Source organism: Rhodoblastus acidophilus (assembly GCF_900187365.1).
GTDB classification, from domain to species: domain Bacteria; phylum Pseudomonadota; class Alphaproteobacteria; order Rhizobiales; family Beijerinckiaceae; genus Rhodoblastus; species Rhodoblastus acidophilus.
Genome location: NZ_FYDG01000023.1, coordinates 1 through 24,099, shown reverse-complemented (window position 1 = coordinate 24,099; position 24,099 = coordinate 1). Strand labels below are relative to the sequence as shown.

17 protein-coding genes and 2 pseudogenes are annotated in these 24,099 nt (G+C 63.0%); 8 read left to right on the top strand and 11 right to left on the bottom strand.

From position 1 onward, the window contains the following. The first annotated feature begins 227 nt into the window (after window positions 1-227). Together CFB24_RS20255 and CFB24_RS24110 are read left to right on the top strand one after the other, a co-directional pair. The gene (locus CFB24_RS20255; RefSeq protein WP_088522444.1) at window positions 228-491 is read left to right on the top strand and encodes a WGR domain-containing protein; all 264 of its coding nucleotides are present in this window, start codon (window positions 228-230) and stop codon (window positions 489-491) included. Window positions 492-644: 153 nt separating this feature from the next. Next, window positions 645-887, top strand: a pseudogene (locus tag CFB24_RS24110) (type II toxin-antitoxin system Phd/YefM family antitoxin); the annotation flags it as partial. Here the strand turns inward: CFB24_RS24110 and repC are convergent. The 6 genes and pseudogenes from repC to CFB24_RS23750 all read right to left on the bottom strand — a co-directional run. Beyond that, window positions 779-2,068 (bottom strand): plasmid replication protein RepC, encoded by a 1,290-nt coding sequence (repC, locus tag CFB24_RS20250; protein ID WP_088522443.1) that lies wholly within the window; start codon window positions 2,066-2,068, stop codon window positions 779-781. The pseudogene CFB24_RS24110 and the gene repC overlap by 109 nt on opposite strands. 176 nt (window positions 2,069-2,244) lie before the next feature. Beyond that, window positions 2,245-3,264, bottom strand: coding sequence for a plasmid partitioning protein RepB (repB, locus tag CFB24_RS20245; protein ID WP_088522448.1), 1,020 nt, complete (start codon window positions 3,262-3,264; stop codon window positions 2,245-2,247). Further along, window positions 3,261-4,388: a plasmid partitioning protein RepA gene (gene repA, locus CFB24_RS20240; protein ID WP_244593345.1), complete on the bottom strand. Its 1,128-nt coding sequence runs from the start codon at window positions 4,386-4,388 to the stop codon at window positions 3,261-3,263. Before repA ends, repB begins: the two co-directional genes overlap by 4 nt. 729 nt (window positions 4,389-5,117) lie before the next feature. Next, the gene (locus tag CFB24_RS20235; protein ID WP_206605508.1) at window positions 5,118-6,299 is read right to left on the bottom strand and encodes a sensor histidine kinase; all 1,182 of its coding nucleotides are present in this window, start codon (window positions 6,297-6,299) and stop codon (window positions 5,118-5,120) included. A 433-nt stretch (window positions 6,300-6,732) separates the two neighbouring features. Further along, entirely contained in the window at window positions 6,733-6,933 is a 201-nt protein-coding gene (locus CFB24_RS23755; RefSeq protein WP_170068182.1) for a DUF2171 domain-containing protein, read from the bottom strand. Between the two features lie 198 nt (window positions 6,934-7,131). Continuing rightward, window positions 7,132-7,632, bottom strand: a pseudogene (locus tag CFB24_RS23750) (YciE/YciF ferroxidase family protein); the annotation flags it as partial. A gap of 286 nt (window positions 7,633-7,918) precedes the next feature. Here CFB24_RS23750 and CFB24_RS20225 point away from each other — a divergent pair. Further along, complete coding sequence (locus CFB24_RS20225; protein WP_088522441.1) at window positions 7,919-8,161, top strand: hypothetical protein; 243 nt, start codon at window positions 7,919-7,921, stop codon at window positions 8,159-8,161. 34 nt (window positions 8,162-8,195) lie between these two features. Here CFB24_RS20225 and CFB24_RS22760 read toward each other — a convergent pair whose 3' ends face one another. The 4 genes from CFB24_RS22760 to CFB24_RS20210 all read right to left on the bottom strand — a co-directional run bounded on the left by CFB24_RS22760 (window position 8,196) and on the right by CFB24_RS20210 (window position 14,294). Continuing rightward, a complete protein-coding gene (locus tag CFB24_RS22760; RefSeq protein ID WP_104469709.1) occupies window positions 8,196-8,402 on the bottom strand; it encodes a hypothetical protein in 207 nt (68 codons plus the stop codon). Window positions 8,403-8,720: 318 nt separating this feature from the next. Then, a complete protein-coding gene (locus CFB24_RS20220; protein WP_111390739.1) occupies window positions 8,721-11,156 on the bottom strand; it encodes a hybrid sensor histidine kinase/response regulator in 2,436 nt (811 codons plus the stop codon). Window positions 11,157-11,453: 297 nt separating this feature from the next. Continuing rightward, complete coding sequence (locus CFB24_RS20215) at window positions 11,454-11,990, bottom strand: hypothetical protein (protein ID WP_141098530.1); 537 nt, start codon at window positions 11,988-11,990, stop codon at window positions 11,454-11,456. Between the two features lie 33 nt (window positions 11,991-12,023). After that, window positions 12,024-14,294, bottom strand: coding sequence for a type IA DNA topoisomerase (locus CFB24_RS20210; protein ID WP_088522438.1), 2,271 nt, complete (start codon window positions 14,292-14,294; stop codon window positions 12,024-12,026). Window positions 14,295-14,703: 409 nt separating this feature from the next. On the opposite strand from CFB24_RS20210, the gene CFB24_RS20205 reads away from it, so the two are divergent. Then, window positions 14,704-16,845, top strand: a complete 2,142-nt coding sequence (locus CFB24_RS20205; protein WP_088522437.1) for a putative bifunctional diguanylate cyclase/phosphodiesterase — start codon at window positions 14,704-14,706, stop codon at window positions 16,843-16,845. Between the two features lie 203 nt (window positions 16,846-17,048). On the opposite strand, the gene glgX is transcribed toward CFB24_RS20205, so the two are convergent. Continuing rightward, complete coding sequence (gene glgX, locus CFB24_RS20200) at window positions 17,049-19,124, bottom strand: glycogen debranching protein GlgX (RefSeq protein ID WP_088522436.1); 2,076 nt, start codon at window positions 19,122-19,124, stop codon at window positions 17,049-17,051. Between the two features lie 253 nt (window positions 19,125-19,377). On the opposite strand from glgX, the gene CFB24_RS20195 reads away from it, so the two are divergent. The 4 genes from CFB24_RS20195 to CFB24_RS20180 all read left to right on the top strand — a co-directional run. Next, on the top strand, window positions 19,378-19,740 hold the full coding sequence (locus CFB24_RS20195) for a HigA family addiction module antitoxin (RefSeq protein ID WP_338066178.1): 363 nt from the start codon (window positions 19,378-19,380) through the stop codon (window positions 19,738-19,740). Next, complete coding sequence (locus tag CFB24_RS20190; protein WP_088522434.1) at window positions 19,730-21,244, top strand: ATPase domain-containing protein; 1,515 nt, start codon at window positions 19,730-19,732, stop codon at window positions 21,242-21,244. Before CFB24_RS20195 ends, CFB24_RS20190 begins: the two co-directional genes overlap by 11 nt. Next, window positions 21,168-23,294, top strand: coding sequence for a hybrid sensor histidine kinase/response regulator (locus CFB24_RS20185; RefSeq protein WP_244593347.1), 2,127 nt, complete (start codon window positions 21,168-21,170; stop codon window positions 23,292-23,294). Before CFB24_RS20190 ends, CFB24_RS20185 begins: the two co-directional genes overlap by 77 nt. A 569-nt stretch (window positions 23,295-23,863) precedes the next feature. Next, window positions 23,864-24,099, top strand: a 236-nt coding sequence (locus tag CFB24_RS20180; protein ID WP_088522433.1) for an STAS domain-containing protein, incomplete at its 3' end; no start/stop codon positions are given.

Sequence of the window (24,099 nt, the reverse complement as noted above, 5' to 3'; positions counted from 1 at the left end):
GACCTCCCGGACCTCGAGGCGCTGGAGGACGCCGGACTGCTCGACAAGGCGGCGTTGCGCGACGGCCCCCTCCCCTCCCCGCTTCTCGACGACGACGATGATGAACGCGCCGAGGACGGCGATCTCGATTGAGGCGGCGGTTTGTCATCGAGGAAATGAATCAATCCCGCGCCGATTGATTCAATTTATGCGTTGGACGCAAGCCGGGTTTGTCGCGACCCTGGCGCATGACCTGCCCCGCCGACCCGCCGCTTCGCCTGCAACGCATCGACGCCGCCCGCAACATGTGGCGTTTTTACCATCTCGCGCTGCAGTCGACCCTGTTCGGCGAGCACGCTGTGGTGCGCAGTTGGGGACGGATCGGCGCCGCCGGTCTGTGCAAGACCATGACGTTCGCCGACCTCGACGCCGCCCGCCGCGCGTTCAAGCGGATCGAGGCAGCAAAACGGCGACGCGGATACATCGACGCCCAAACCGGCGGCGCGGTCTAACGAAAACATGCTCTTTCAAGTTCATCGGTCCATCCGGCTTGAGCCGAAGCCCTCTTGAACCCGATCGTCCACGCATCATAGCCAAGAGAGCTATTCTGGCTATTCCAGGGATCGGTAATGCCGAATGCGGACCAGCACTGAACCGTCGCCGACGCGAAAGCCCGGCTGTCTGAACTGATCGGGCCAGCGCGGCGCGCTGGCCCGCAAACGATCACCAAGAGCGGAATTCCTGCTAGCTTCGCCATTGCGCGGCGCCGATTGCGCGCCAGACTTGATCCGATGCGCGCTCACGCAACAGCGCCGCGTTTCGCGAGTTTGCCGCGCAACAGCGCCATCAGCGCCGGACCGATTGAAAACTCTTTGGCGCGCGCCTTCGCCGACAGCGCGCGGAGATAGCCGCCTGGACTGCTGATCGCCTCGCCTTTTTGCAGGATCGCCGCAATCATCGCAGCCGCGTCAGCCTCGCCCATCGCCTCCTGCGCCTCGCGCCAAGCATCCGCTGATATGCCGAGCGCGGCGCGCGCCAAACCCGCCGTGGCGATCAGTTCGCTCCATGAGCGAACGCCCTGCCGCGCGTAATCGAGAATGTCCGGACATGCATCGAGCACCATGCCCAGCGGATAAGCTTTTTGTGGAACGGTCCGGCGCGCCTCGGTCACAGGATCAGAGGCGGGGAATTCGAGGGGAACGCCGGGGTCTTGGTTCATGAGGTCGAAATCGTCCCCCCAGCCTTTTTGGAGGCTAGGTTCAAGATCAATTGGGGATTTTGGGTTTGAATTTTGTAAGTGAGGCTCAGTCTGAGCCTCACTGCGGCTCATTATTTGAGTTTTTACGTGATGATTCAACAAATCCAGAACCTCGGCGGACAAAAGCGAAAGCTCTTCCGCGAGGGGCTCGAGCTCCACACGCGTCGCGGTGCGTGGAATACGGCAGACGATCGAGCGAAACATGTCGTTGATCGCAATCCAATCGGCAGGCCCCTGCCCCCCGATCCGCGTCGGCACGCCCTCTTCCATGCCGGTCACGATCATCTTGGCGATGTCGCGCCGGCAGATGGTGATGCGTTCACGCACGCGCTTGAGCGCCCGCTCCTCGGCGCGCACCGCTTCGGCCAGCGCCTCGAATTCGTCGGCGCGGGCGACCAGAGGCGAAAGATCGAAACCGAAAGCGATCTCGATCTCCCCTGCCCCGTCCTTGCGCGCATAGCGCTTGCCGTTGGGACTGTCGCGGCGCAGGATCAAGCCGACGTCGACCAGAACGGCGAGATGCCGCTTGAGCGTCGCCGGCGCCATGCCATGCGCCCGCAGGCCGAGCTGCTTGTTGGAGGGAAACACCACCAAGCCGTCGCCAGCGAGCACGGTTTCGGGGTGAAAACTCAGCAGAGCGTCAAGCACGGTCAAAGCGCGTTCAGATACGCCGAGCCGCGTCCGCGCCGCGCAAATCGCGCGGAAGACGTTCCACTTGTGCGCCACTTTTTCCGGCGGGCGCGCGTTCGACGCCGCTTGCGTTGCGATATGGGCGAGCTTCAACGATCGCCGACCGAATGCGGTCGTCGGGGGATGATATGTCGGTTCCATTCTGTTTGCCTTCGTCGAGGCAAAAGAAATCCGCTCGCCGAAACGGCGCTCTATCTCTTGCGAGACTCTTGACAGCGATTCGCGGAAATGGGATTCTCTAGGTGCGAACTATGAGAAGGGCTTCCGGAATTCTGTTTCGGGGGCCTTTTTCTTTTGCTGTGATCTCCTTGAGAGGGTCAGGATTGTTGCGTAGCGCCATCGTCGGCGTCAGACGATTCGAACTCTTGAATCAGGTCCGGCAGACGTGCGATCAGGAAGTTCGCGAACTCCGCTCCTGCGGCATTCGTCATTGTCAGTTTCAGCTCGCGGGCGTTCGAACGGCAGTGGGCGAAAACCTGGCCATCCAAACCCTTGATCGCGAGCGGCGCCTCGGCGGAACTTTTACGCGCCTCCTGATGGCTGGCTGCGCCTAAAGCCCGTGCGAAGCGCTGGTCGCTGTCGAGCTTTGCAAAAGCGGGCGAAGCCGTCGCGTCGTGAACGCGCTTCAAGGCTGAGGCGTCGCCAAGCGCATCGGCGAATTCCTGCCATCGTCTGCGCCCGATCTTCGGCGCCTTGCCAATTGCGCGGACAATCTCATTTGGCACGGCTTTCGCGACGGAGATGAGCTTTGACGCTTCCGCCCGATCAATGACCAGAGCTTGCTGAATGACGGCGCGGCTCCGCCCGGAGCGTTCCAGCATCATGGCGAATGTGGCGCGCTCGATGAAACTCAAATCCTCGCGCGCGGAATTCTCGACGCCCTGCGCGATGATGAGGTCGTCATCGGTCAAGGCGCGAACGAAGGCTTTGACCTTTATGCCAAGCTGATGCGCCGCGCGAACGCGTCGATGACCGAACGCCGTCTGATATCTACCGGTCCCATCGGCATGTGCGCGCACCAAAACGGGGATTTCTTGTCCGCGCTCGGCGATGGATTGCTTGAGCGCGTCAAAAGAGGCGTCGTCGTCATGTGCGAACCGATCCGCGAATGGCGAGGGATCGATCAGGGAAGGATCGATCTCGACCACACGCGCGCTGTCAGCGAATTGGGCGCGCAGCGCTTCATTCTCACGCTCGATGTCCGAAAAGGTTTCCTTCATTGTCCGGACAGCGCCGGCGGGGACGCGACGCGTCTCCAGATCTTTGTTGTCCGCGGACAACGCCTCGCTGGACGGCTGGGCGAATAAATTCCGGATCGTGTCCGTGCGCTTGTTCATCGGCCCCATACTTCCTTCATGAGGTCTAGGATCTCCTTGTTCACGCTGTTGACCGATTCAAGCGCGCGGTCATAAGCGGCGCGGCCAACCGACCCCTTCTCCAATTCGTAAAGCGACTGCTTGGTCAGGCCCGCATTGGCGATCGCCGTCGACTTCCAAACCGTCGCGCCCAACACATCCTCGCCGAACAGGTTGCGGAGCAAAGCCACGATCTGGGTTTCTGGGACATCGTTCGGGTCGTGACGCGTGACCACGTAGCGGATGAAATCGTAATCAAGACGGCCGCCGGCGTCCTCGATGACGCTCATAATGTCCGATGTCATCAGCAGGAACTGGCTCATCGAAGCCACGTCGACCATTTGCGGATGAATCGTGACCAGCATGGCGCTGGCGGCGTTCAGCGCCCCCATCGTCAGATAGCCAAGTTGCGGCGGGCAATCGATCACCACAAAATCAAAATCGTCGGCCACTTCGGCGATGGCCGCGCCAACGCGGCGAAAGAACAGATCGTCGCCGCGCAAGGTGCGCTCCGCCATGGCGCGGGGCGTGTGATGTTCGAACTCCATCAGTTCGAGGTTGCCCGGGACCAGCGACACGCCCGCGAAATAGGTCGGGCGAACAACATCCCTCATCGGTCGACGCGCATCGTCATAGCGAATGGCGCCATAAAGCGTTTCACCCTCCCCGATATCGAATTCCGGTTGATAGCCGAACATCGCCGAAAGCGAGGCTTGCGGATCGAGATCAATCGCGAGGACTCGGTAGCCCTCCAGCGCCAGAAACTGCGTCAGATAAAGCGACGTGGTCGTCTTGGCCGAGCCGCCCTTGAAGTTGGCGACGGCGATGATTTGAAGCTTTTCATCAGGCCGGCGCGCCGGGAGGAACGACACCGCTTCCTTCGGCCGCGCCGCCGCAAGATAGGCGCGCAGTTCGCCGATTTGCTCAGGCGTATAAGAGCGGCGACCGCCGGAGGACAAAGCCGGGGCAGGGCCGAGGCCGTCGAGAGACAGTTGACGCAAATAGCCGTCGGATACGCCGAGAAAGCGGGCCGCCTCCCCCGAGGTGAAGGAACGCAGCGTCTTTTGTGACGTTGGCGGAAACAGCGACGCGTTGAGCGCTTTCATCTGCCCCGACAACGCCTGCGCGTGTCGGCCGATCCGGCTTACGGCCCCTTCGGGGAGCTTTTCGTCGTGGGGCTGCGTAATATTTTTCACGCGAGACGGTTCCTGAGCGTTAAACGGACGAGTACCGTCTCAAATAAGCGCCGATTCTCTATCGAGCGCAAGAAATAAACGGTAAATGAAACATTAACAGCCTGGATGTTCGCGCTCACCCTTTTGTTGTCCGCGGACAACAAAAGGCGCGATTGGTGAGAAAGCGTTCGAACACGACCGGCCCAATCAGCGCGGCGCAAAATGCCTTGAAACGCGGTCCAGTCCTGCGCGCCTTCCATCGGCGCACGCGTTGGCCGTCGGCGTGGCGTCGGCATAACGCCGACGTAAGACGCGGATTGGCCCCGATTGTCAAACGGGCCGAGAGAAGACATTCCCAGGCGACTGGCGCCGTAAACATTGCGGAAAGCGGCCATTTCGGGACGCGATGAAAAAGATTTTGACGAAGAGGGTGGGCGAGTCACGAATGCCGTTTGCGAGAGTCTTCGCCCCACCCATTTTGTCGATGTCTCTCGCGAAGGCCGGGTCGGAAACGCTGCACGCAAAGCCGCCGGCGTTTGATCGAGAACTGCGGTCTTTTCCTTCCTGGCCGCGCCGATAGGGCAGGCGGCCTCATCTCCGCTCCTCTTTCATGTGTGATGGCTTGGACGCGTGGCCGAACCTCTCGGCGTCGCGGCGCGCTCAAGGCAAATGCGGCGGCGTCCGGCATTCCGTCGCTTCGCGGAGCGGCAAACGCACATCGCAGCAGACGCCGGCAGACGCGAAGGTCAGACTCACCTGAGCCCCAATATGTCGAAGCCCGCGCTCGATCATGACCAATCCAAACCCCCTTTTCTCGGGCGGGCGGACGGAAGGTCCGCCGCTCTCCAGCCAGCGCAAGGCAAGTTCGCGCGTTTCGCCCACCTTCACCGACCATGCGATCTCGACCTTTCCTTCCGGCGCCAAGAGAGCGCCGTGCTTGCGCGCATTGGTCGCCAATTCATGGATCACGAGGCCGATGTATTGCGCAACCAGTGGCGCAAGCGTCACCGCGGGGCCGCAAGCGCCGATCCGCTCGCCGTTCCCGCCTGTTCCGACCGCCAATTGTTCGTCGATCAACTCGGCCAGATCGGCGCCCGTCCAAATCGTCCGCGTGAACAATTCATGCGCCCGCGACAACGCATGAAGCCGCCCCTCGAACCCGGCGACGAACGCAGCGGGATCGGGCGCGGCGCGCAAGGTCTGCCGCGCCATCGACTGAACCGTCGCCAGCGTGTTCTTCACGCGGTGGTTCAGTTCATCAAGCAGCAAGCGTTGGGTTTCGAGCTGACGGCGCGCCGTCTGTTCGCTGGCGGTCAGCGACGCGATGAGTTGGACGTTGGTGATCGCCGTAGCCGTCGAGCGGGCAAGCGTTTCCAACAGCGCGACGGCTTCGGGCTCGGGCGTCTGGCGCTCCGCCCAGTAGGCGCCGATCGCCGCCACGGAATTTTCCGCTTGCACCGGCGTCATCACAAGGCTCCTCACGAAGGTGAGGCGATAAGCGTCGGCGGGAACCCGCCCGTCGGCATAGATGTCGGGGATGACCGCCGTGCGTCCATTGACCATGCACCAGCCGGATATGCAGGCGGACAAGGGAAATTTACATCCGGTCCAGAGCGGGGAGATCGCGTTTTCCGCAACGTAATGGCAGCAGTCGCCATCGCGCAGGACGAAGGTGACGCCGTCGGCTCCAGAGATGTCGCGCGCGGCGATGCGGACGATGTCCACGATCTCGTCCAGTTCGCGCGCCGAGGACAGCCGCTGAATGGCGGAGACCAGTCGAGACAAGCGCGCCGAGGAGAGGGCGTCGTGAACCGCTTCCGGGCGCAAAACTGATAGGGACATCGCCTTCTCCGCGTCGCTCGATCGAGCGCGATTTCGGAGCGTAGTTCCAGGCTTGACTCCTATCAAGCATGAGCGTCGCCGTGCGCGCGCGAAAAGGGAGAGCGGGATGATCGGCGATTTGAAGTCGTGGTCGCCAGGGCGAGCCGGGGCATGGGCCGCGCAATCGCGATGAGGATGGTCGCCGGCGGCGGCAAGGACGTCGCCTTCGTCCGCCCCGGCGATCGGCTGGCGAACTCGCCCGCGCACATTCCGGCGAAATTTCCCCTGTGCAGGCGGCGCCATGTTTGGACGGGACTTGTTCGTCGGCGGCGGCGACAGCAGCGGATGAACAGGATCGGGCGGAAGGAGGCCGCCTCCTTCCGCCCGCGTCCGTGATTTGCGCATCAAACCAGGGCCGGGGCGCGCGCCACGCCGCGCGGCCGGCGCTCGACGGTCAGGCCGCCGTCCAACGGTTCCAGGCGTCCTCGGCGGAGAGGTTGAGCCGCGCCGCCTGGTCGACGGAGGCGACCCAGTCCAGAGGAATGAAATGATGCCGCCCGTGCGCAGCCGGGTCGTCCTTCTTCAGCTCGATCGAGGCGCCCTCGATGTGATCGATCACCCCGACGTGCTGACCGTCGGCGCCCAACACCTCCATATTCTCCGCAAGTTTCGTCGACAGGCCGGACGCCAGATCGACGCGCGCGTTCTCCCTGGCGGCCATGGAGCCCTGCCGCATTTCCGCCGCGACCGGCCTTTCGCCGCGCAAGTAGGGACTCAATCCGGCGCCGTTGTCCTGATTCCCGCGCGAATGACCGTTACCCGTGGCGCTGGAAGACGTCGCGCCTTGGCTGGATGCGGCCCGCGCGTTCAGGTGGCTTTCGGCGACTTGGGTCAGGGCCTGGTCCGCGGCCTTTTCCTCAGCCAGCGTCTCTTCGAGCACTTGCGCGCAATCATCGCGCCCGAGTTGCCGCGCCCAGGCGACCAGCGAACCGTAGCGCGTGATTTCATAGTGCTCGACCGCCTGAGCCGAGGCGACCAGCGCCGCGTCGAGCACCTGCTTGTCGGCGGTGTCGCCAGCGACGTCCTCAGCCTCGCTTATAATTCCGTCGATCGCCGGGCAGGTGACCGCCTGGGGCTCCCGTCCGTGCATCTGGAACACGCGCTCGAGCCGCTGCACCTGATTGCGCGTTTCGCCGAGGTGCTTTTCAAACCCTTGCTTGAGCTGCGGGTCGGTGGCCTTGGCGATCATGTCCGGCAGAGCCTTGGTGATCTTGTGTTCGGCGTAATAGATGTCCTCGAGCGTGTGAACGAACAGGTCGTCCAGTGTCTTGATGTCTTCGTTGAACAGCACCATCGCTTGGTCCTCCTTGTCGCCGCCGGTGAGAGAAGCGCTGAGCCTCCGCCATTCCCTAAGGCGCTTCGCCGGCCGACGTCATCGATGTCAGCCAACGGGCGTGACGAGGCTTGGTTCCACAAACGCCGCACGACTCGCCTTGTCGGCGCCGATGGCGGCCGCGAGCCGCGCGCCAAGGCGCGCGCATGCGTCAACTGCCTTACTAAGCATTTGATATTAAACATTGATTTTGAGTCGATTCTGAGCGATCTGACGAATGGTCTCATCCGGACGGTGAGGAATCAGGATGTCCGTCAGCCAGCAGTTCGCCTCCCTGAATGCAGGGGAACAGGCCGTGTTCAACTTGATCACATCGAGAGCGACCGACCAGGAAATTTGCCGTATGCTCAAGTTTGAACGAGAAGATCTGGTGGACGCCGTGGCTCACATCAATGCGGTGTTCGGCGTGGCGGACCAAACGGATCTCGCCAGCAAAATCTTGCCGCTGTTGCTGCAAAATCCGGAGCGATCCGAAACAGGTCGGCGATGAGGACACCCGGCTGAACGACGCGCCGCTCGCGGCCTCAGCGCTTTTCCGAGAGCGGCTGCAACTTGGACCGAAGCCGATGAACGAGTTCTTCCTCGTCTTCTTCGTGGCAGAACAAAGCGTCAAATTCGCCCGCGTCTTCGACTTCGGCCATCGGCCCAGTCCATGCGATCTGGCCGTTCTTGACGGCGACGACTTCGCCGCGCGTGGCGTGGCGCGACGCATTAATGCGACTACGAGGCATGTTGTTCTCTCAAGCAGACGTCGAACGTGGGAATGTTCCGGAACGAGATATGATTTAAGCGTCCAGCCCGAACGCGGGTTCCACGCGCCAACGGCGCGCAAGAGGGCGTTTTGGACGGTTCGCCCTTTCGGCGCCAGGGCCGCCGCCAGCCCTTTCTTTCACCCAGAGGATACGGGTTTTCTCGGAATGGCTGCGGCGCGAAGCGGACCGTCGGGACAAGAGCGGCGGCGATCGTTGACGTTACGTCGCTCAAGACGACGGAATTCCTGACCGACCGGAGGCGGGACGCGTCAATGTCCTCGCAGGCGACTTGATGGCTTAGGGATCAACGCGGCCGGACGACATAAGGTCCCGGCGGTCGCACGCAATCGGAGCGCCCGGGCGCTCTTTTTGCAACGGCTCGCCCGTTTCCGATGTTGCGACCATGCCCATGATGCGCTCGGCGAGGCCGGCGGAGTCGATGGGCTTGCGCACCAGGCCGACCTTTTTCCCCTCGGCGTTCGCCATGAAAGCGGTCGCGGCCTCCATCGCATTGCCCGTGATCAGGATAGCCGCCAAGCCTGGCCTGACCGCTTGCGCTTCGCGGATCAAATCGACGCCGTTCATCCCCGGCATGGCCAGATCCGTGACGAGAACGTCAATGGCGCGATTTTCGCCCAACAGGCGAAGCGCCTCAATCCCATCCGCCGCCTCGACAAGCTGGAACCCCTGCTCGGCCAGCTCCGCCGCCAGCATATGACGCAGCGCGTCCTCGTCGCCGACGAGTAGGACAGCCGGCCGCCTCTCCGATTGGGTCAGGGCAGGGAGCCGGCCCGCGCCGCCCACGAAAGCCGCTTCGGCCGCAACCGGAATCCAGAGGGAGACAATCGTGCCGCGCCCGGGCGCGCTGTCCACCGCCAGCGCGCCGCCGGACTGTTCGGCGAAACTGCGCGCCATCGGCAGGCCCAGGCCGGTGCCGGCGCCTGAGCCCTTGGTGGTGAAGAATGGCTCCAGCGCCCGCTTCACCGTCGCCTCGTCCATTCCCGTTCCATGGTCGGCGACGGCGAAGCGCACGAAGCGCGCCCCATCGCGCGCGCAAAGCGGATCGGGCGGACCGTCAAGCTTGGCGCTGATTTCGATGGCGCCGCCGTCCGGCGTGGCGTCGCGCGCGTTGATGATGAGATTGACCAGCGCCGCCTCAAGCTGTCCCTTGTCGACCAGAGCCCATGGCAGATCGTCGGCGACGGCCAGACACAGCTCATAGTTAGGGCTGATCGTCGCCATCATCATTTCGCGCAACCCGTTGAGCGTCGCCGCGACATCGACGGGCTCAGGGCGAAGCTCGCCCTGGCGCGCGAAGGACAGCAGACGGCGCGTGATCGACGCGCCCCGCTGCGCCGCTTCGTTCAGCAGGCGCGCCACCTTGGCGATCTTTGGGTCGGTCGAGCGCCGCTCGACCTGGCTGGCCCCCGCCAGCATGGTTTGCAGGATGTTGTTGAAATCATGCGCGACGCCGCCGGCGAGCTGGCCGAGCGCGGCAAGCTTCTCCGATTGCAGCAACTTGGCCTGCGCCAGTTCGCGCGCCTCGACCTCCTGCCGTACGCGCGTTTCCAGATCGGCGTTGATCCGGCGCAGGGCTTCCTGCGATCTCTCCTCGCTTTCGCGGCGCGCGGCCTCGGCGCGACGGCGCTCCGCCGCCACCTGGCGCAGCGAATCCCAGACTTCGCTGATCTCGGGCGATTTCGGATCGATATCCGCCATATCGCCGCGCAACAGCGATTGCGCGCCGAAGTGAAGGCTTTTGATCGGTTGGGTGATCCGCCTGGCGATCAGCGCCGCCAGAATGAGACTCAGCGTGGAGACCAAGACTCCCGCGCCCGCCGCCCAGGCCATCGCCCCCAGGGCGGTCGAAAGCAATTCGTCGGTGTGAATGGCGATGCCGACGGTCCAACCGCTCAGGCTCGCGACCGCGTTCGCCTGCACGATCGGCTTGGCCTCCAGCGACAGGATCTCGGAAACGCCTTCCTTGCCGCGGCTCGCCCGGAACCCATTGGATGCGAGCGCGCCAAACAGGCGGTCGTTGCCGGGAACGCGGGCGATGAACCGCCCCTCCTGGTCGATGATCCCCGCCAACCAGTTGGCCGGCATGGACTGCGCGTTGAGGAGGCGAACAAACCCCTGCGGCTTCACCACGACGCCAAGCGCGCGGACCACCTCGCCTCCCCGGATCACCGGCAATTCGACGCTGAACACCCAGTCCGTGGCGATCGGCCCCCGGCGCAGGGAAGAAACGACGGGCGCGCGTTTGCTGGCCGCAAGCCGCTGCGCCGCCACCGCCGACGACGGCCGCGGCGGCAGTTTTTGGCCGGGCGTCGCGGCGAGATTGAGCAGCAACTGGCCGTCAAGGTCGCCGACGACGACATAGGCGTCGCTGGAATCGGCGAAAATGGCGCGCGCCTCGGCTTCGAACGTTCCGATATCTCCATTCACCAGCGCGGGCGACCTGGAGAGAGCGTCAGCCAGACGGATGTATTTGTCGACTTCGGCGTCCACGCCCTGGGCGACGGCGCGGGCGGTGTATTGCAGGCTGTTGCGCGCGTAATCCTGCTGTGCGGACGCGACATGCCAGACCACGACAACGACGAGAATGTTCAGGGGAACGGCCAAGGCCAGCACGAGCGCGGTGAGACGGCGCTCAATCGTCCATGAATCAAGGGCCGCAACGGTCGGCTTGCGCTCGATGAAATTCAGCAGTCCGCCGAACCATCGCCCCATTTTCGTCCGAACGCCCGTTTCACCGTGTCGATCGCTCTTTGCCATGACCTTGGCCGAACCGCCCCCGGGAGCCGCCTTCTGCCAAATCATTGAAGCGAATCAGAGGCTAATGAGAGGCGGCCGCGTGGAGACGCGCCCATTTTCTCGCCGACCGCTCAGGATGCGCGTGCAAGGCGACCCGCAGGGCGAAAGTCAGGAGAGCTATAAACACCGGCCCCGTCCGGGCAATGAGGGAAACCCGCTCGGCGATTTCACGGTGCGACCTTCCAGCGGCCGCGAGGCGGCGCATGATGTCGATCAGGCCAAATTGCTCGCCAGCTTGCGCTTCTTGAAACGATCCGGGTCCCGCTCGCGCACGCGACAGCAGAACAGGTATTGCGTGAGGACGCAGCCGATGACGAATTCTAAACGTCCTCTGGAGAGGCCGTCCACAATCGCAAGGGCGATCATTACATAACGCAGCCCGGACATGGACCTGAACCATTCCGCGTTGACGTTCCAATATGACAGATTCTTGCGCTGGATGAAGTCAAACGCCCTGTCGATCGCGAACACGCAAAAGAACAGGATCCATCCTATGGTCGTCGTCGGGAACAGGACGACGAGCGCGACGAGATCTATGACGGTCAGGCAGTCGCCGACGGTCGCGCCGGTGAGATCCCAAACCGCGAGATACATGTCGTTGACGTGATCGACGATGCGCTTGTCGCTCATTGCGGAACCTCCAAGCCTCTCAACGATATCGGAGGATGTCCGGTTCCGAAACACCGTCAATCTCACCGCCGTCGCAGCCTGCAAACCCGGCAAGCCTGTCCTGGTCGGGACCGCGGCCATCTAGGCCGATAACTCAAGCATAACATAATCAACTCACGCCTGCCGAGTTTCTCTTAACAGCCAGCCGCGTTCCCCAAACGCGGCGAGATCGACGCCGGGCGGCGCATACCAGCCGCCCGGACGATAGCGCGCGCCAAGATCTAGTGCGATCGCCTTGTTGCCATAAGGGATCCGCAAAGGCGTCTCCGTCGCCGATCGAAACTCCGAGGGGCGGGCGTGGGCGACAGACGGCGCGGCGTCCGGCGTCGCCGACCGAGACCGCTTCGCCGGCGCCCTCTTCGATCTTCCGCCGCTCATCCTGCCCGCTGCGGCAATCTTCGAGTCCACGCTCTCGGACGCCGCGTCGCCGTCGAGGATCTCGCGGGAAATTCCTCCCGACTTAGAACGTCCTTGCGAGGACTTCGCGGCTTTTCGCCGGGTGAATTTTCCGGCGCGGGCCTTCGTCTTGCCGGCGGGCGAACGTGAGCCGCCTCCGCCGAGCAAGGGCGGGCCGCCGCTCGAACTCGCCGTGAGCTTGCCGATGATCCGCTGGGCGACCTCGCACACCGCGTCAATCGCGCCGACCATCTCCTGCTTGCCGACGACCACATCATCGAGCAGGTGCTCCATGCGCGCCGTCACGCCGGGATCGACGAGGTCCGGATCAGCCTGTTTCAGCACGTCGAACAACGCCAACCCGGTCTCGGTGGGGACGATGTTCTTGCCCTGCGCCGTCAGAAAACCCTGTCTCTTGAGACCGCCGATGATTTCCGCGCGGGTCGCCGGCGTGCCGATGCCCTTGGCTTCCTTCAGGCGCTCGCGCAAAGCTTCGTCATCCACGAAGCGCCATGCGTTCTGCATGGCCTCGATGAGCCCGCCTTCGTTGTAACGTGGCGGCGGGCGGGTCTCCTTGGCCTCGATCTTCGGATCGGAAAGCTGGGCGGACTCGCCGTCGCGCAACGCCGGCAGCAACTGCGCCTCGTCGCCTTTTTCGTTGGCAGGCGTCCACTCCGGGAACGCCGCGCGCCACCCCATCTCGATCGGCTGGCGTCCGGCGGCGCGGAAGGGAAAGCCGCGGACATCCAGCATCACGCTGGTCTGACGATAGCGGAAGTCCGGCATGAGCGCGGCGAGATAGGCCCGCGCGATGACGTCAAACAGTTTCTTCTCGTCCAGCGACAGACGCGGCCAGACGTCGCGCAGGGCGCCGATGGTGTTGACGTTCGGAATGACGGCGTGGTGGCTCGCGCCCTCAAGCCCCTTGTCGTAAAAACTCCCCGCCGCGCCCCTGCGGATTTGCAACGGTTCGGGCATGGGAATCGCCCGAAAAGTCTGGCCTTCGCGCAGTCCGGCGACGATCTTCTCCGCGTCGCCGATGGCGTTTTCCGGCAGGTAGCGCACCTCGGCGCGGGGATAGGTGATGATCTTCTTGCCTTGGCCGTCGTAGAGCTCCTGCGCCAGTTCGAGTGTCTTGGCCGCCGACCAGCCGAAGCGCGAACCGCACAGCTTTTGCAGGGACGGCAGGTCGTGGAGCTTGGGCGGCTTCTGCCGTTTCTCCTCGACCTTTACGGCGAGCGGGCCAGCGAAACCGGCGGCGGCGTCAACGACCTCCTGCGCCTTGGCCCGCTGGAGCATTCGCTCCTGCGGCGCGTGGCGGAGCAAAAATTCGCCGCTAGCGACCGTCGCCTTCGCCACGACCTCGAAATAGGCCACGGGAACGAAGTTGCGGATTTCCAGTTCGCGTCGGCACGTAATGGCGAGGGTCGGCGTCTTCACCCGTCCGATGCCGATCACCCCGGCCGCGCCTTTGCCCAGACTGACCGTGGCGGTGCGCGTCAGCGACAGATTGTAGATCTGGTCCGCCTGCCGGCGCGCCACCGCCGCCGCGTAAATTCGGGAATATTCGGAGTTCGGCTTGGCGCGACCGAACGCCTCGCGGATGGTCTGCGGGTCCTGCGCGGTGAACAGCACCCGCATGACCTGACCCCGATAATCGTAATGTTCGAGAATCTCCTGACCGATCAGCTGTCCCTCGCGGTCGCAGTCCGTGGCCAGCCAGACCCGCTTGGCCTTGCGTAACGCCGTGCGAATCGCCTTGAGCTTGGCCGCCTTGTTGCCGCCCTCCGCCGGACGCGTGCCATACAGGCCGTCGGGCCGCAGCAGGATCGGCGACCAGCGCTTCCATTCCGGCACGACCTCCTCCGGCTCAAGCAGGTCGAACAGATGGCCCTCGGCGGGCAGGATGTCGCCGTAGCGGGAGCCGATGGCGGCGCGCACGTCCTTCGCCTGGCTGGATTTCTCGGTGATGACGATCTGGTCGGCCATGATGGCTCAAGAATGAGGAGCGAGTTTGCTAATGCTGAAATCGGAACATATAGTGAACTTGACTTTCGGACAAGAGCAAGCTCGATTTCGAAGTGGCGAGAATTCCTTCACGCGGACGAACGCGATCGGCGGTCCCTCGGGCCTGGCCGCAACCTCCGCCGCAGATGCGTCGGAGGCGGGCGCGCGTCACCGATATTCTCGTTCCAACTTTGACGGCGCTCGACGTCCGCCTCATGCCGCGAAAGCTTTGCTCAGCAACCTACTTATCAGATGGACTCCGAGGGATGCATGAATCAAGCTTAAGCATAAGCATTTCTCATCATTACCATAGAGCATATGCCGACGAGATAAGCCCGCACTATATGATTCATTAAATGAATGCTTAGGGAGACGATGCTATTTCTGACGCATGATGACCGCCGATATCGTTTCCCGTTCCTGGAGCAATTCTATTCAAGCCAGAATGACTCTGGTTATCATAGGATTCTGCTTTTTGGTGGCTTCCGTAACGTCTTTCAGCATCGTCGGTCTTCGCACGATTGATGCAAGAATGCGCTCAATCGCGCAGTTTGGCGTCGTCGAAACTCAGTTTTTCGGCCAATTGGCCGACCATCTTCCCGATCTCCGCCTCGCCGAGGTGTTATTGGAGCGTGCGGAGAACGAAAGGGAACGCGCTGAAGTCTTGGCTGATCTCGGACAACAGCGCGAATTTCTCGGCCGGCTGGCGGAGAAGATGGACGCGATCCCGGCGGACCGGATCAATGCGGCCCTGCGCGATCAATTCCGCGCGGCGTGGGCAGACTATGCCGCGCTGCACGACCGTCAATTTTCGGCCGGCGCAGATCATCGTGTCGACGCCAGCCTGCGGAATCCGATCCATCAGGCTTTCATTGCGACCGAAGAGGCGATGGACCGGCTGATCGCGGACAATCAAGATCGGATCGAACGCGAGGTCGCGGCCGCCAACGCGCTGTCGCAATCGATGATGATGACCATGATCGCCGCCGCCCTGGTCGCTTCGCTCACGTCGCTGGTTCTGTACTTGAGGGCGCGCCGGAATATTTTCTCGCCCTTGAGCAATATCACAAGAGCCCTGACCGCTCTCGCCCGGGGGCGGACCGACATCGAGCTCCCCAAACGGCCAGGACGTGACGAAATCGCCCGGCTGACCGCCGCCTACGGCGTCTTCCGCTCCAATCTCGCGGAGCTGAAGCATGCGCATGGCCAAGCCAAGGTGGCGCATAGGGCCGCGGAAGCCATGGCGCACCAGGATCCCCTCACCAAACTGCCCAACCGCCGGGCGCTCGCCTCGAAACTGTGCGCCTTTTTTGGCGGAGATCATGAAGCGGACAACGGCTGCGCGCTGCTTATCGTCGATCTCGACCGCTTCAAGCCGGTGAACGACCTCCACGGCCACATGGTCGGCGATCTCGTGCTCTGCGCCGTTGCGGAACGCCTCAGGACCGTGGCCCCGCCCAAGGGTCTGGCGGTGCGGATCGGCGGCGACGAATTCGCGATGATCATGCCGTTGACCGGCGACAACCCTCAACCCGCGTGCGCTCTGGCCGAACGCATCATCGAGGCGCTGCGCCCGCCCATTTTCGTCGGCGACCTTCGCGTCGAGATCGGCGCCAGCATCGGCGTGGCCCTCTCGAAGAGGATGAAGGATCCGGCCGGACTGCTATCCGCCGGCGACATCGCCATGTATCGCGCCAAGAAAAGCCAGGATTCCATCTGCCTGTTCGAACCGGAAATGGAAGTCGACGCGCGCCGCCACGCGGAACTCGAAAATGCGCTGCGCCGGGCGCTGGCGGCTGGCGAAATCGCGCCGCATTACCAGCCCATCGTCGATCTCGACACCAGGAAGCTTCGCGGTTTTGAAATCCTCGCGCGCTGGCGCGATCCGCAACTTGGCCAGGTGTCGCCCGAAATCTTCATTCCTGTGGCCGAGCGCCGCGGACTGATTCTCAACCTCTTCGCCGACCTGCTCGCGCAAGCCTGCCTGGACGCCGCGCATTGGCCCCAAGATCTCGTTCTCTCCATGAACGTGTCGCCGTCGCAATTGCGGCACATCGATTTTCCAGAGGAATTGCTGGCGCGCCTGCACACGCACGGTTTCGCTCCCGACAAGCTCGAGATCGAGATCACTGAAACGGCGTTGATCGGCGACGTCGATGCGGTTCGCGACGTCATTCGGCGCCTTCGCGCAGCCGGCGTCAAAGTTGCGCTGGACGATTTCGGCATGGGATTCTCAAGCCTGAACCATCTCCGGCAGTTCAAGATCGACAAGGTGAAGATCGACCGCTCGTTCACCAAGATCATTTTCGACGATCCGGAAAGCGCCTTCATTGTCCAATCCGTCATCCATCTCGCGCACGGTTTGAACCTCAAGGTCGTCGCCGAGGGGATCGAGGACGAGCGCACGGCTGAAATGATCCGGCTGATGGGGTGCGACCTCGGCCAGGGTTATCATTTTGGCAAGGCGCTCGCCGGCCCGGACGCGGCCGCCTTGGTCGCGCGCGTTCGGGCGGCGCATGGGTTCGCCGCCTGAACCGACAGCCCGGCCGATGTCTCGTCCGGGCGCCTGCGCCGCAAGCCGAACCGCGCCGACAGCCGCCGCTTGCCGTCTCCCCTCGAAGAAGTGAGGCGGGGCGTCCCCGCCATCATTGTTTCCAGGCGAAAATCGCGGTTCCAGCTTGTTGTTTTATCGCGTTTGCTTCACGCCAACCGCTCTCCACTGCGCTTGAAGACGCGCTAGAACAGGACGCAAAGGGAACGCGGCGACAGCGTAATCGCGCGGACCGCGGGTTCATGAAAATTCGTCGGCCGGTCGCGAGCAGTGTCGATTGCAATCGCCCATTTTTCCTCGCGTTGCGGAAGCTTGAACGGCACATCGCCATCGTGCGGGTTAAACAGGATCAACACCTGTTTCGCGCCTTGCAAGACCTTGTCGTTGCGCAGCCACAGGCCGATTGTGGTGGCGCCGGCGTCATGCCAGTGCCGTTCGTCCTGCTCGCCGCCGCCCGGATTGAGCCATTGTATTTCGCAACCGTCGCGCCATGACGCGCGCCGCAAAATCTCGTTGTCGCGCCGCAGGCGGATGAGATCGCGCGTGAAATCGGTCAAGGCCCGCGCCTCCGGCGGCAGGTTATCCCAATGCATCCACCCGATCTCGCTGTCCTGACAATAGGCGTTGTTGTTGCCCATCTGGCTGCGCGCATATTCGTCGCCTGCGAGCAGCATGGGCGCGCCATGCGACAGGAACAGGCTGGCGATCAGGTTGCGGCGCTGGCGCGTTCGCGTCGCGTTGACGCCCTCGTCGTCGGTCGGGCCTTCCGCGCCGTAGTTGCAACTGCGGTTGTCGCTGTGCCCGTCGCGATTATCCTCGCCATTGGCCTCATTGTGCTTCTCGTTGTAGCTGACGAGATCGTTGAGTGTGAAGCCATCGTGGGCGGTGAGGAAATTGATGCTGGCGTGCGGGCGTCGACCGCAATGGTCGTAGACGTCTGCCGAGCCAAGCACGCGCGCCGCCATGTCGCGGGTGACGCCGTCGTCGCCGCGCCAATAAGCGCGCAAGGTGTCGCGGTATTTATCGTTCCATTCCGACCAGCCGGGCGGGAAGCCGCCGACCTGATAGCCGCCGGGGCCGATGTCCCACGGCTCGCCGATCAGCTTCACCTTGCGCAACGTCGGGTCCTGGCCGATGGCGTCGAAGAAGCCGCCGCGCGGATCGAACCCATCCGGCTCGCGCCCGAGAATCGTTCCGAGATCGAAGCGGAAGCCGTCCACCTCCATCGTCTCGGTCCAGTAGCGAAGCGAATCCAACACCATTTGCAGCACGCGGGGGTGGCCGGTGTTGATCGTGTTGCCCGTGCCGGTGTCGTTGATGTAAAAGCGCTTTTCATGCGGCATCAACCGGTAATAGGCGGCGTTGTCGATGCCTTTGAAGTTGAGGGTCGCCCCGCGCTCGTTGCCTTCGGCGGTATGATTGTAAACGACGTCCAGAATGACCTCCAGGCCGGCGTCGTGCAGCTTCCTCACCATGTCGCGGAAACTGGCCAAGCCCGAAGCGCCGAGATAGCGCTGCTCCGGCGCGAAGAAGCCGATGCTGTTGTAGCCCCAATAGTTCCGCATGTTCTTCTCGACGAGATGATGGTCGTCGAGGAACGCATGGATGGGGAGCAGTTCGACGGACGTGACGCCGAGGCTCTTGATGTAGGAGACGAGCGCATCGTGACCGAAGCCGTCGAAGGTCCCGCGCATCTGCTCCGGCACGGCGGAATGCAGCATGGTGGCGCCGCGCGCGTGAATTTCATAGAAAATCGCGCGCGACCAGTCGACGCGCGGCTTGCCCGGCGCCTGCGGATCGGCGTGAAAATCGCTCACCACGCATTTCGGCATGAAAGGCGCGCTGTCGGACTCGTTGCGCGTCAGATCGGGATGATCCTTGGCGTGGATGTCATAGCCATAAACGGCCGCGTCCCATTTCAGCTCGCCGTGCAGCCGCCGCGCATAGGGGTCGAGCAGCAGCTTGTTCGGATTGAACCGCAAGCCGTGTTCCGGCGCGAACGGCCCATGCACGCGATAGCCATAGAGCTGGCCGGGTTTCAAGCCGGGCGCGAAGCCGTGCCAGATCTCGTTGGTGTATTCGGGAAGATCGACGCGCGCGATCTCCACCTTGCCGCTGGGGTCGAACAGGCAGAGTTCGACCCGCTCCGCCGCGCCGGAAAACAGCGCGAAATTGACCCCGCCCTCGACCGGGGTGGCGCCCAGCTCCAGCGGGGAGCCGGCAAGAATTTCTGGAGCCAGTTTTTGATTTTGAACAGTCATTCGTCGCGCGCTCCCATAAGAACGTCGTGGCGGCCCGGTTCCGGACGCTCCTTGTCGCTCATGTCGACCGGGGCTCCGGATTCGGACTTCAGCTGTGCAACGTCAGTCCGCGCGGCCAGTTCCACGGCGGCGCGCAAGTTCCGCCCTGACTGGCGGGACTGAGCAGACGCCAGGCCGTTTCGACGGGCAGGACGCGGAACGCGCCATATGGTCTTACGCTGGGAACCTGCTGTCGCGTCGCGCGTTACAGAGGATGATGACACGACATGCCGATCATGCGCCTCCGGCTCGCCAGGAGGCCAGACATCCCGGAGCGCTCTTGCGCGAACATGTGCTGCCCGGCCTGAACCTGTCCGTCAGCCAGGCGGCGCGGGATCTTGTCGTCACGCGTCAAACGCTTCACCGCATTCTCGCCGGAAATGCGGCCATCACCACGGAAATGGCGTTGAGGCTGGAGAAGTTTTGCGGCGTCTCATCGCAGTTCTGGCTGGATCGCCAGCATCAATATGAGCTGCAACGCACGAAATCAGACCTCGCGTCCGTCCTGAGTCGCATCCCCTCGCGACAACTGGTCGACACGGTGGTCCGGAAAATGGGGGCGAGCGATGCGGAATGAAAACGGTTCGGAGGCCAAGGCCCGAACCGGCGTGCCCGGACTTGACGAGATCTTGGCCGGCGGCCTGACCGCCGGGCATGTGTTTCTTCTTGAAGGCAATCCCGGCACGGGCAAGACCACCATTGCGCTGCGCTTCCTGCTGGAAGGGGCGGCGGCCGGCGAGCAATGCCTTTATGTCACCCTGTCTGAAAACGAGCAGGAATTGCGCAATGGCGCGGCCTCGCACGGCTGGATCCTCGGCGAGAAGATCGAGGTGTTCGAACTGGTTCCGCCCGAAAGCCTGCTGGATGCGGATCAGCAGCAAAGCCTGCTCTATTCGTCCGACCTCGAACTCGGCGAAGCCATAACCTCGCTATTCCAGGCGTTTGAACGCGTGAAGCCCAGCCGCGTCGTTCTGGACAGCCTGTCAGAGATTCGCCTGCTGGCGCAGAGTTCGCTGCGCTACCGGCGACAGATTCTGGCGCTCAAGCACTATTTCGCGCGACATGGCGCCACCGTTCTGCTGCTCGACGACCGCACGACGGAAACCTCCGACAAAACCGCGCACAGCATTGTGCAAGGCGTCATCATGCTGGAGGAAATGGCCCCGACCTTTGGCGCCGAACGCCGACGGCTGCGCGTCTCCAAATATCGCGGGACCGCCTTCCGCGGCGGCTACCACGATTTCTCGATCAAGACGGGCGGGGTGGCCGTCTTTCCAAGGCTGGTCGCAGCCGAGCATCGCACAAGCTTTGTGCGCGACCAGAGAAAGAGCGATATCGCCGAACTCGATGCGCTTCTGGGCGGCGGCGTCGAACAAGGATCAAGCACGTTGATCGTGGGGCCAGCCGGCGCGGGCAAGAGCACTTTCGCACTCCAGTTCGTGGCGGCCGCCTGCAGGCGCGGCGAGAAGGCCGCGGTCTTCGTGTTCGATGAAGAACTCGGCCTGCTGTTCGATCGGACGAAGCTCATCGGCTTTGATCTTGAGGGTCTGCGCGACGCCGGGTTGTTGCATATCGAGCAACTCGACGCCGCGGAAATGTCGCCGGGCGAATTTGCGCATCGGGTCCGCCACCGGGTCGACCAGGCGCAGGCCAAGACAATCGTCATCGACAGCCTGAATGGCTATCGCGCCGCGATGCCGGAGGAAAACGCGCTCATCCTGCATATCCATGAATTGCTGCAGTACCTGAACCGGCAGGGCGCCAACAGCTTCCTGACGATTGCGCAGCGCGGCATGGCAGGCCAAGTGGAGACGCCGGTCGCCGTCACCTATCTCGCCGACACGGTGATTCAGCTTCGCTACTTCGAGACGTTGGGCCGGGTGCGCCGGGCCGTTTCGATCGTAAAAAAGCGGATGGGCAGCCACGAAGACACCATTCGGGAGTTTCTCATCACCCAGGGCGGCGTCAGGCTTGGCGACCCGCTGCGCAAATTCGAGGGAGCCCTTGGCGGCGTTCCAGCCTTTGCTGGCGATGCGCAACCGCTTCTCTCAGAGCCGTTGGCGGGAGACGATTATTCCTGATTCAGTCACGACCCGAGCGGTGATATTCGCCCCGCATGGCCGGGACGCGGCGGTTGCGCGCATGTTGCTGGAGGGCGCCGGGGTCCAGTCGGTCATCTGTGAAAACATTGGCGAGTTCGAGAGCCGACTGGACGAGAACGCCTGTTTCGCTCTCGTCACGGAGGAAGCGTTGCGGTTCGCCGATCTGCGCGGCGTCGGCGTCCGCGTTGCGGCGCAGCCGACATGGTCGGATTTGCCCTTCATTATCTTGACCCATCGGACGACGGCTTCGGAACGCAGCTCGGGGGCCACGGCGCTACATGAGATTTCCGGCAATGTCACGCTGCTGGAACGGCCATTTCGTCCGGCCACCTTTGTCAGCGTCATCCGCACGATCTTCAAGGGCCGGCAGCGCCAATTCGAAGCCCGCGACCACATTGAAGAACTTCATGAGAGCGAGGAGCGCCTGCGCACGGCCCTGCTTGCGGGCCACCTCGGGGCGTGGGAGCTGAATTTGAAGACCCGGGCGCTGACCGCTTCATCGGTCTGCCGGGCGGTGTTCGGCCGCGCCCTGGACGAACCCTTTCCCATTCAAGATGTGTGGCGCAGGATTTGCCGGCACGATCGTCGCCGCATGTGGCGCGCCTTGCGCGTCACTCTCGCGGAAAATTCCGACCTTGCGGTCGAGTGCGGGCATTGTTGGCCGGACGGAAGCCTGCACTGGGCCGAGATCCGGGCGCGCCTCGTCTGGGACCGGTGCGGCGGTCATCCCTGTTTGGTGGGGGTATGTTCGGACGTCACCGATCGAAGGATGGGCCAGGAAGCCCTGGCCCGGCTCAATGAAGCGCTGGAGCAGCGCGTGACGGCCAGAACGGCCGAGTTGAAAGAGGCGCACGCCGCCGTTCTGGTCGAAATCTCGGAGAAGGAACGGGCGCAGGAGCAGCTGCGGCAAGCGCAAAAGATGGAGATGATCGGCCAGTTGACGGGCGGCGTCGCCCACGATTTCAACAATCTCCTAATGGCGGTCATGGGCAATCTCGACGTGCTTCGCAAGCATTTGCCCGACGACCCGCGACTGACGCGCCTGATCAACGGGGCTCTGCAGGGCGCGCAGCGGGGCGCGGCGCTTACGCAACGGCTTCTCGCTTTTGCGCGTCGGCAGGATTTGAAGGCCGAACCGAGAAACCTTGCCGATATCGTTCGAGGAGCGACCGATCTGATTGAACGCTCGGCCGGTTCGCACATCGAGCTGCGCCTCGACCTTCCGTCCGCCATTCCGCCGACCTTGGTTGACGCCAACCAGATGGAGCTCGCTGTGCTCAACCTCGTCATCAATGCGCGGGACGCCATGCCGGACGGCGGACGCCTTTCGATCGCCATCGACCAGGTCGACAGGCCCGCCACCGACGAAACGCGCGGAGGACGCTTTGTCCGCCTGATCGTGAGCGACACCGGACATGGGATGGACGCGCAAACCTTGCAAAGGGCGACCGAGCCGTTCTTCTCGACCAAGGAGCTTGGAAAGGGCACGGGCCTTGGGCTCTCCATGGTGCAGGGATTGGCGCTGCAATTGAATGGCGCCTTCCGGCTGACGAGCCAGGTCGGCCGTGGCACGCAAGCCGAACTTCTGTTGCCGGTCACCCGCGCCATCGTGAGGGAAGAAAAGCCTTTGCAAAACGAAACGAAGGAAAAATCGGGAAAGATGACGATCCTTGTGGTGGACGACGACGCGCTTATCGCGATGAGCACCGTCTGCATGCTCGAGGATCTCGGCCACGACGTCATCGAGGCCAACTCCGGCGCGCGAGCGCTTGAAATCTTGAGAAATGATCCGTCCGTCGACCTCATGGTCACGGACTATTCCATGCCCAAAATGAACGGCGGGGAGCTTGCGGTTGCGGCAAGGGAAATCCGGCCGCACCTTCCGATCTTGCTCGCGACCGGATACGCGGACATTCCACCGGGCTCGCCCGTGTCGCTGCCGAGAATCTCCAAACCTTATCGGCAAGATCAATTGGAGGCGGAGATTGCGAAGGCGCTGCGACAGCCTCTCGGCCGCAAGGCGTCCTAAGCCTTTGCCGCACAGACGGCCCGCGGGTCCGCCGTCGCGGACCCCGCAGGTTCGCCCTCTGACGAAGCCTTGGTCATCATCGTCGATGCGGCGCGGGCCGAACTCTTGCGCGCGGTTTCGCCGCTCGGCCGCGAATCCAGACCGCCTTCGGCGCGTCGACGCGCGATCCCGAGACGATCGCCTTGCGCCGGCTGGTGTTCAGCAAGGACGGCATGAGGCGTCCACACCTTCAAATCACGCGACAATCGAGCCTGACCCTGCGCCAGATCGCAGCGCTCGCGCGCGGCGGCGTCGGTGACGGACCGTCTTTCTCAACCTGCCAGTCGCCACGCGGCTTGGGGCCTGCCCCCGAACGTCGCCGCTGAAGCCGATATGGAAGGCCTCTTTCAGCACCCCTTACCAAGGTAATACAACAACGCGCTATGTTATAGATTTACATTGACCAATGGTAATGTAAACGATCTCTTTATTAACTCGATTCTACATATTCAGCAATGCGATACTAAGAAATTTAAGACAATATTCACGCGTATTCACGACTATGACGCCATGTTTTGGAGCGTAATTCCATGGCGCGTTCGTGCGACGATTTATATGATCCGACCATCAGTTTTGGCGACAATATTACGATTCGTAATATTTCCGACCTCAAGGACGACCTGCTTGGCCATCTGACCCAGGCGGGTCGTCTTACGTTGGTCATCGACGAGGATGCGCTTGTCGATTTGAGCGGCGTTCAACTGATCGTCGCCGCGCAAGCCTTCGCCCGGCGCGAAGGCAAGGCCCTTCGCCTCGCCCGCCCGGC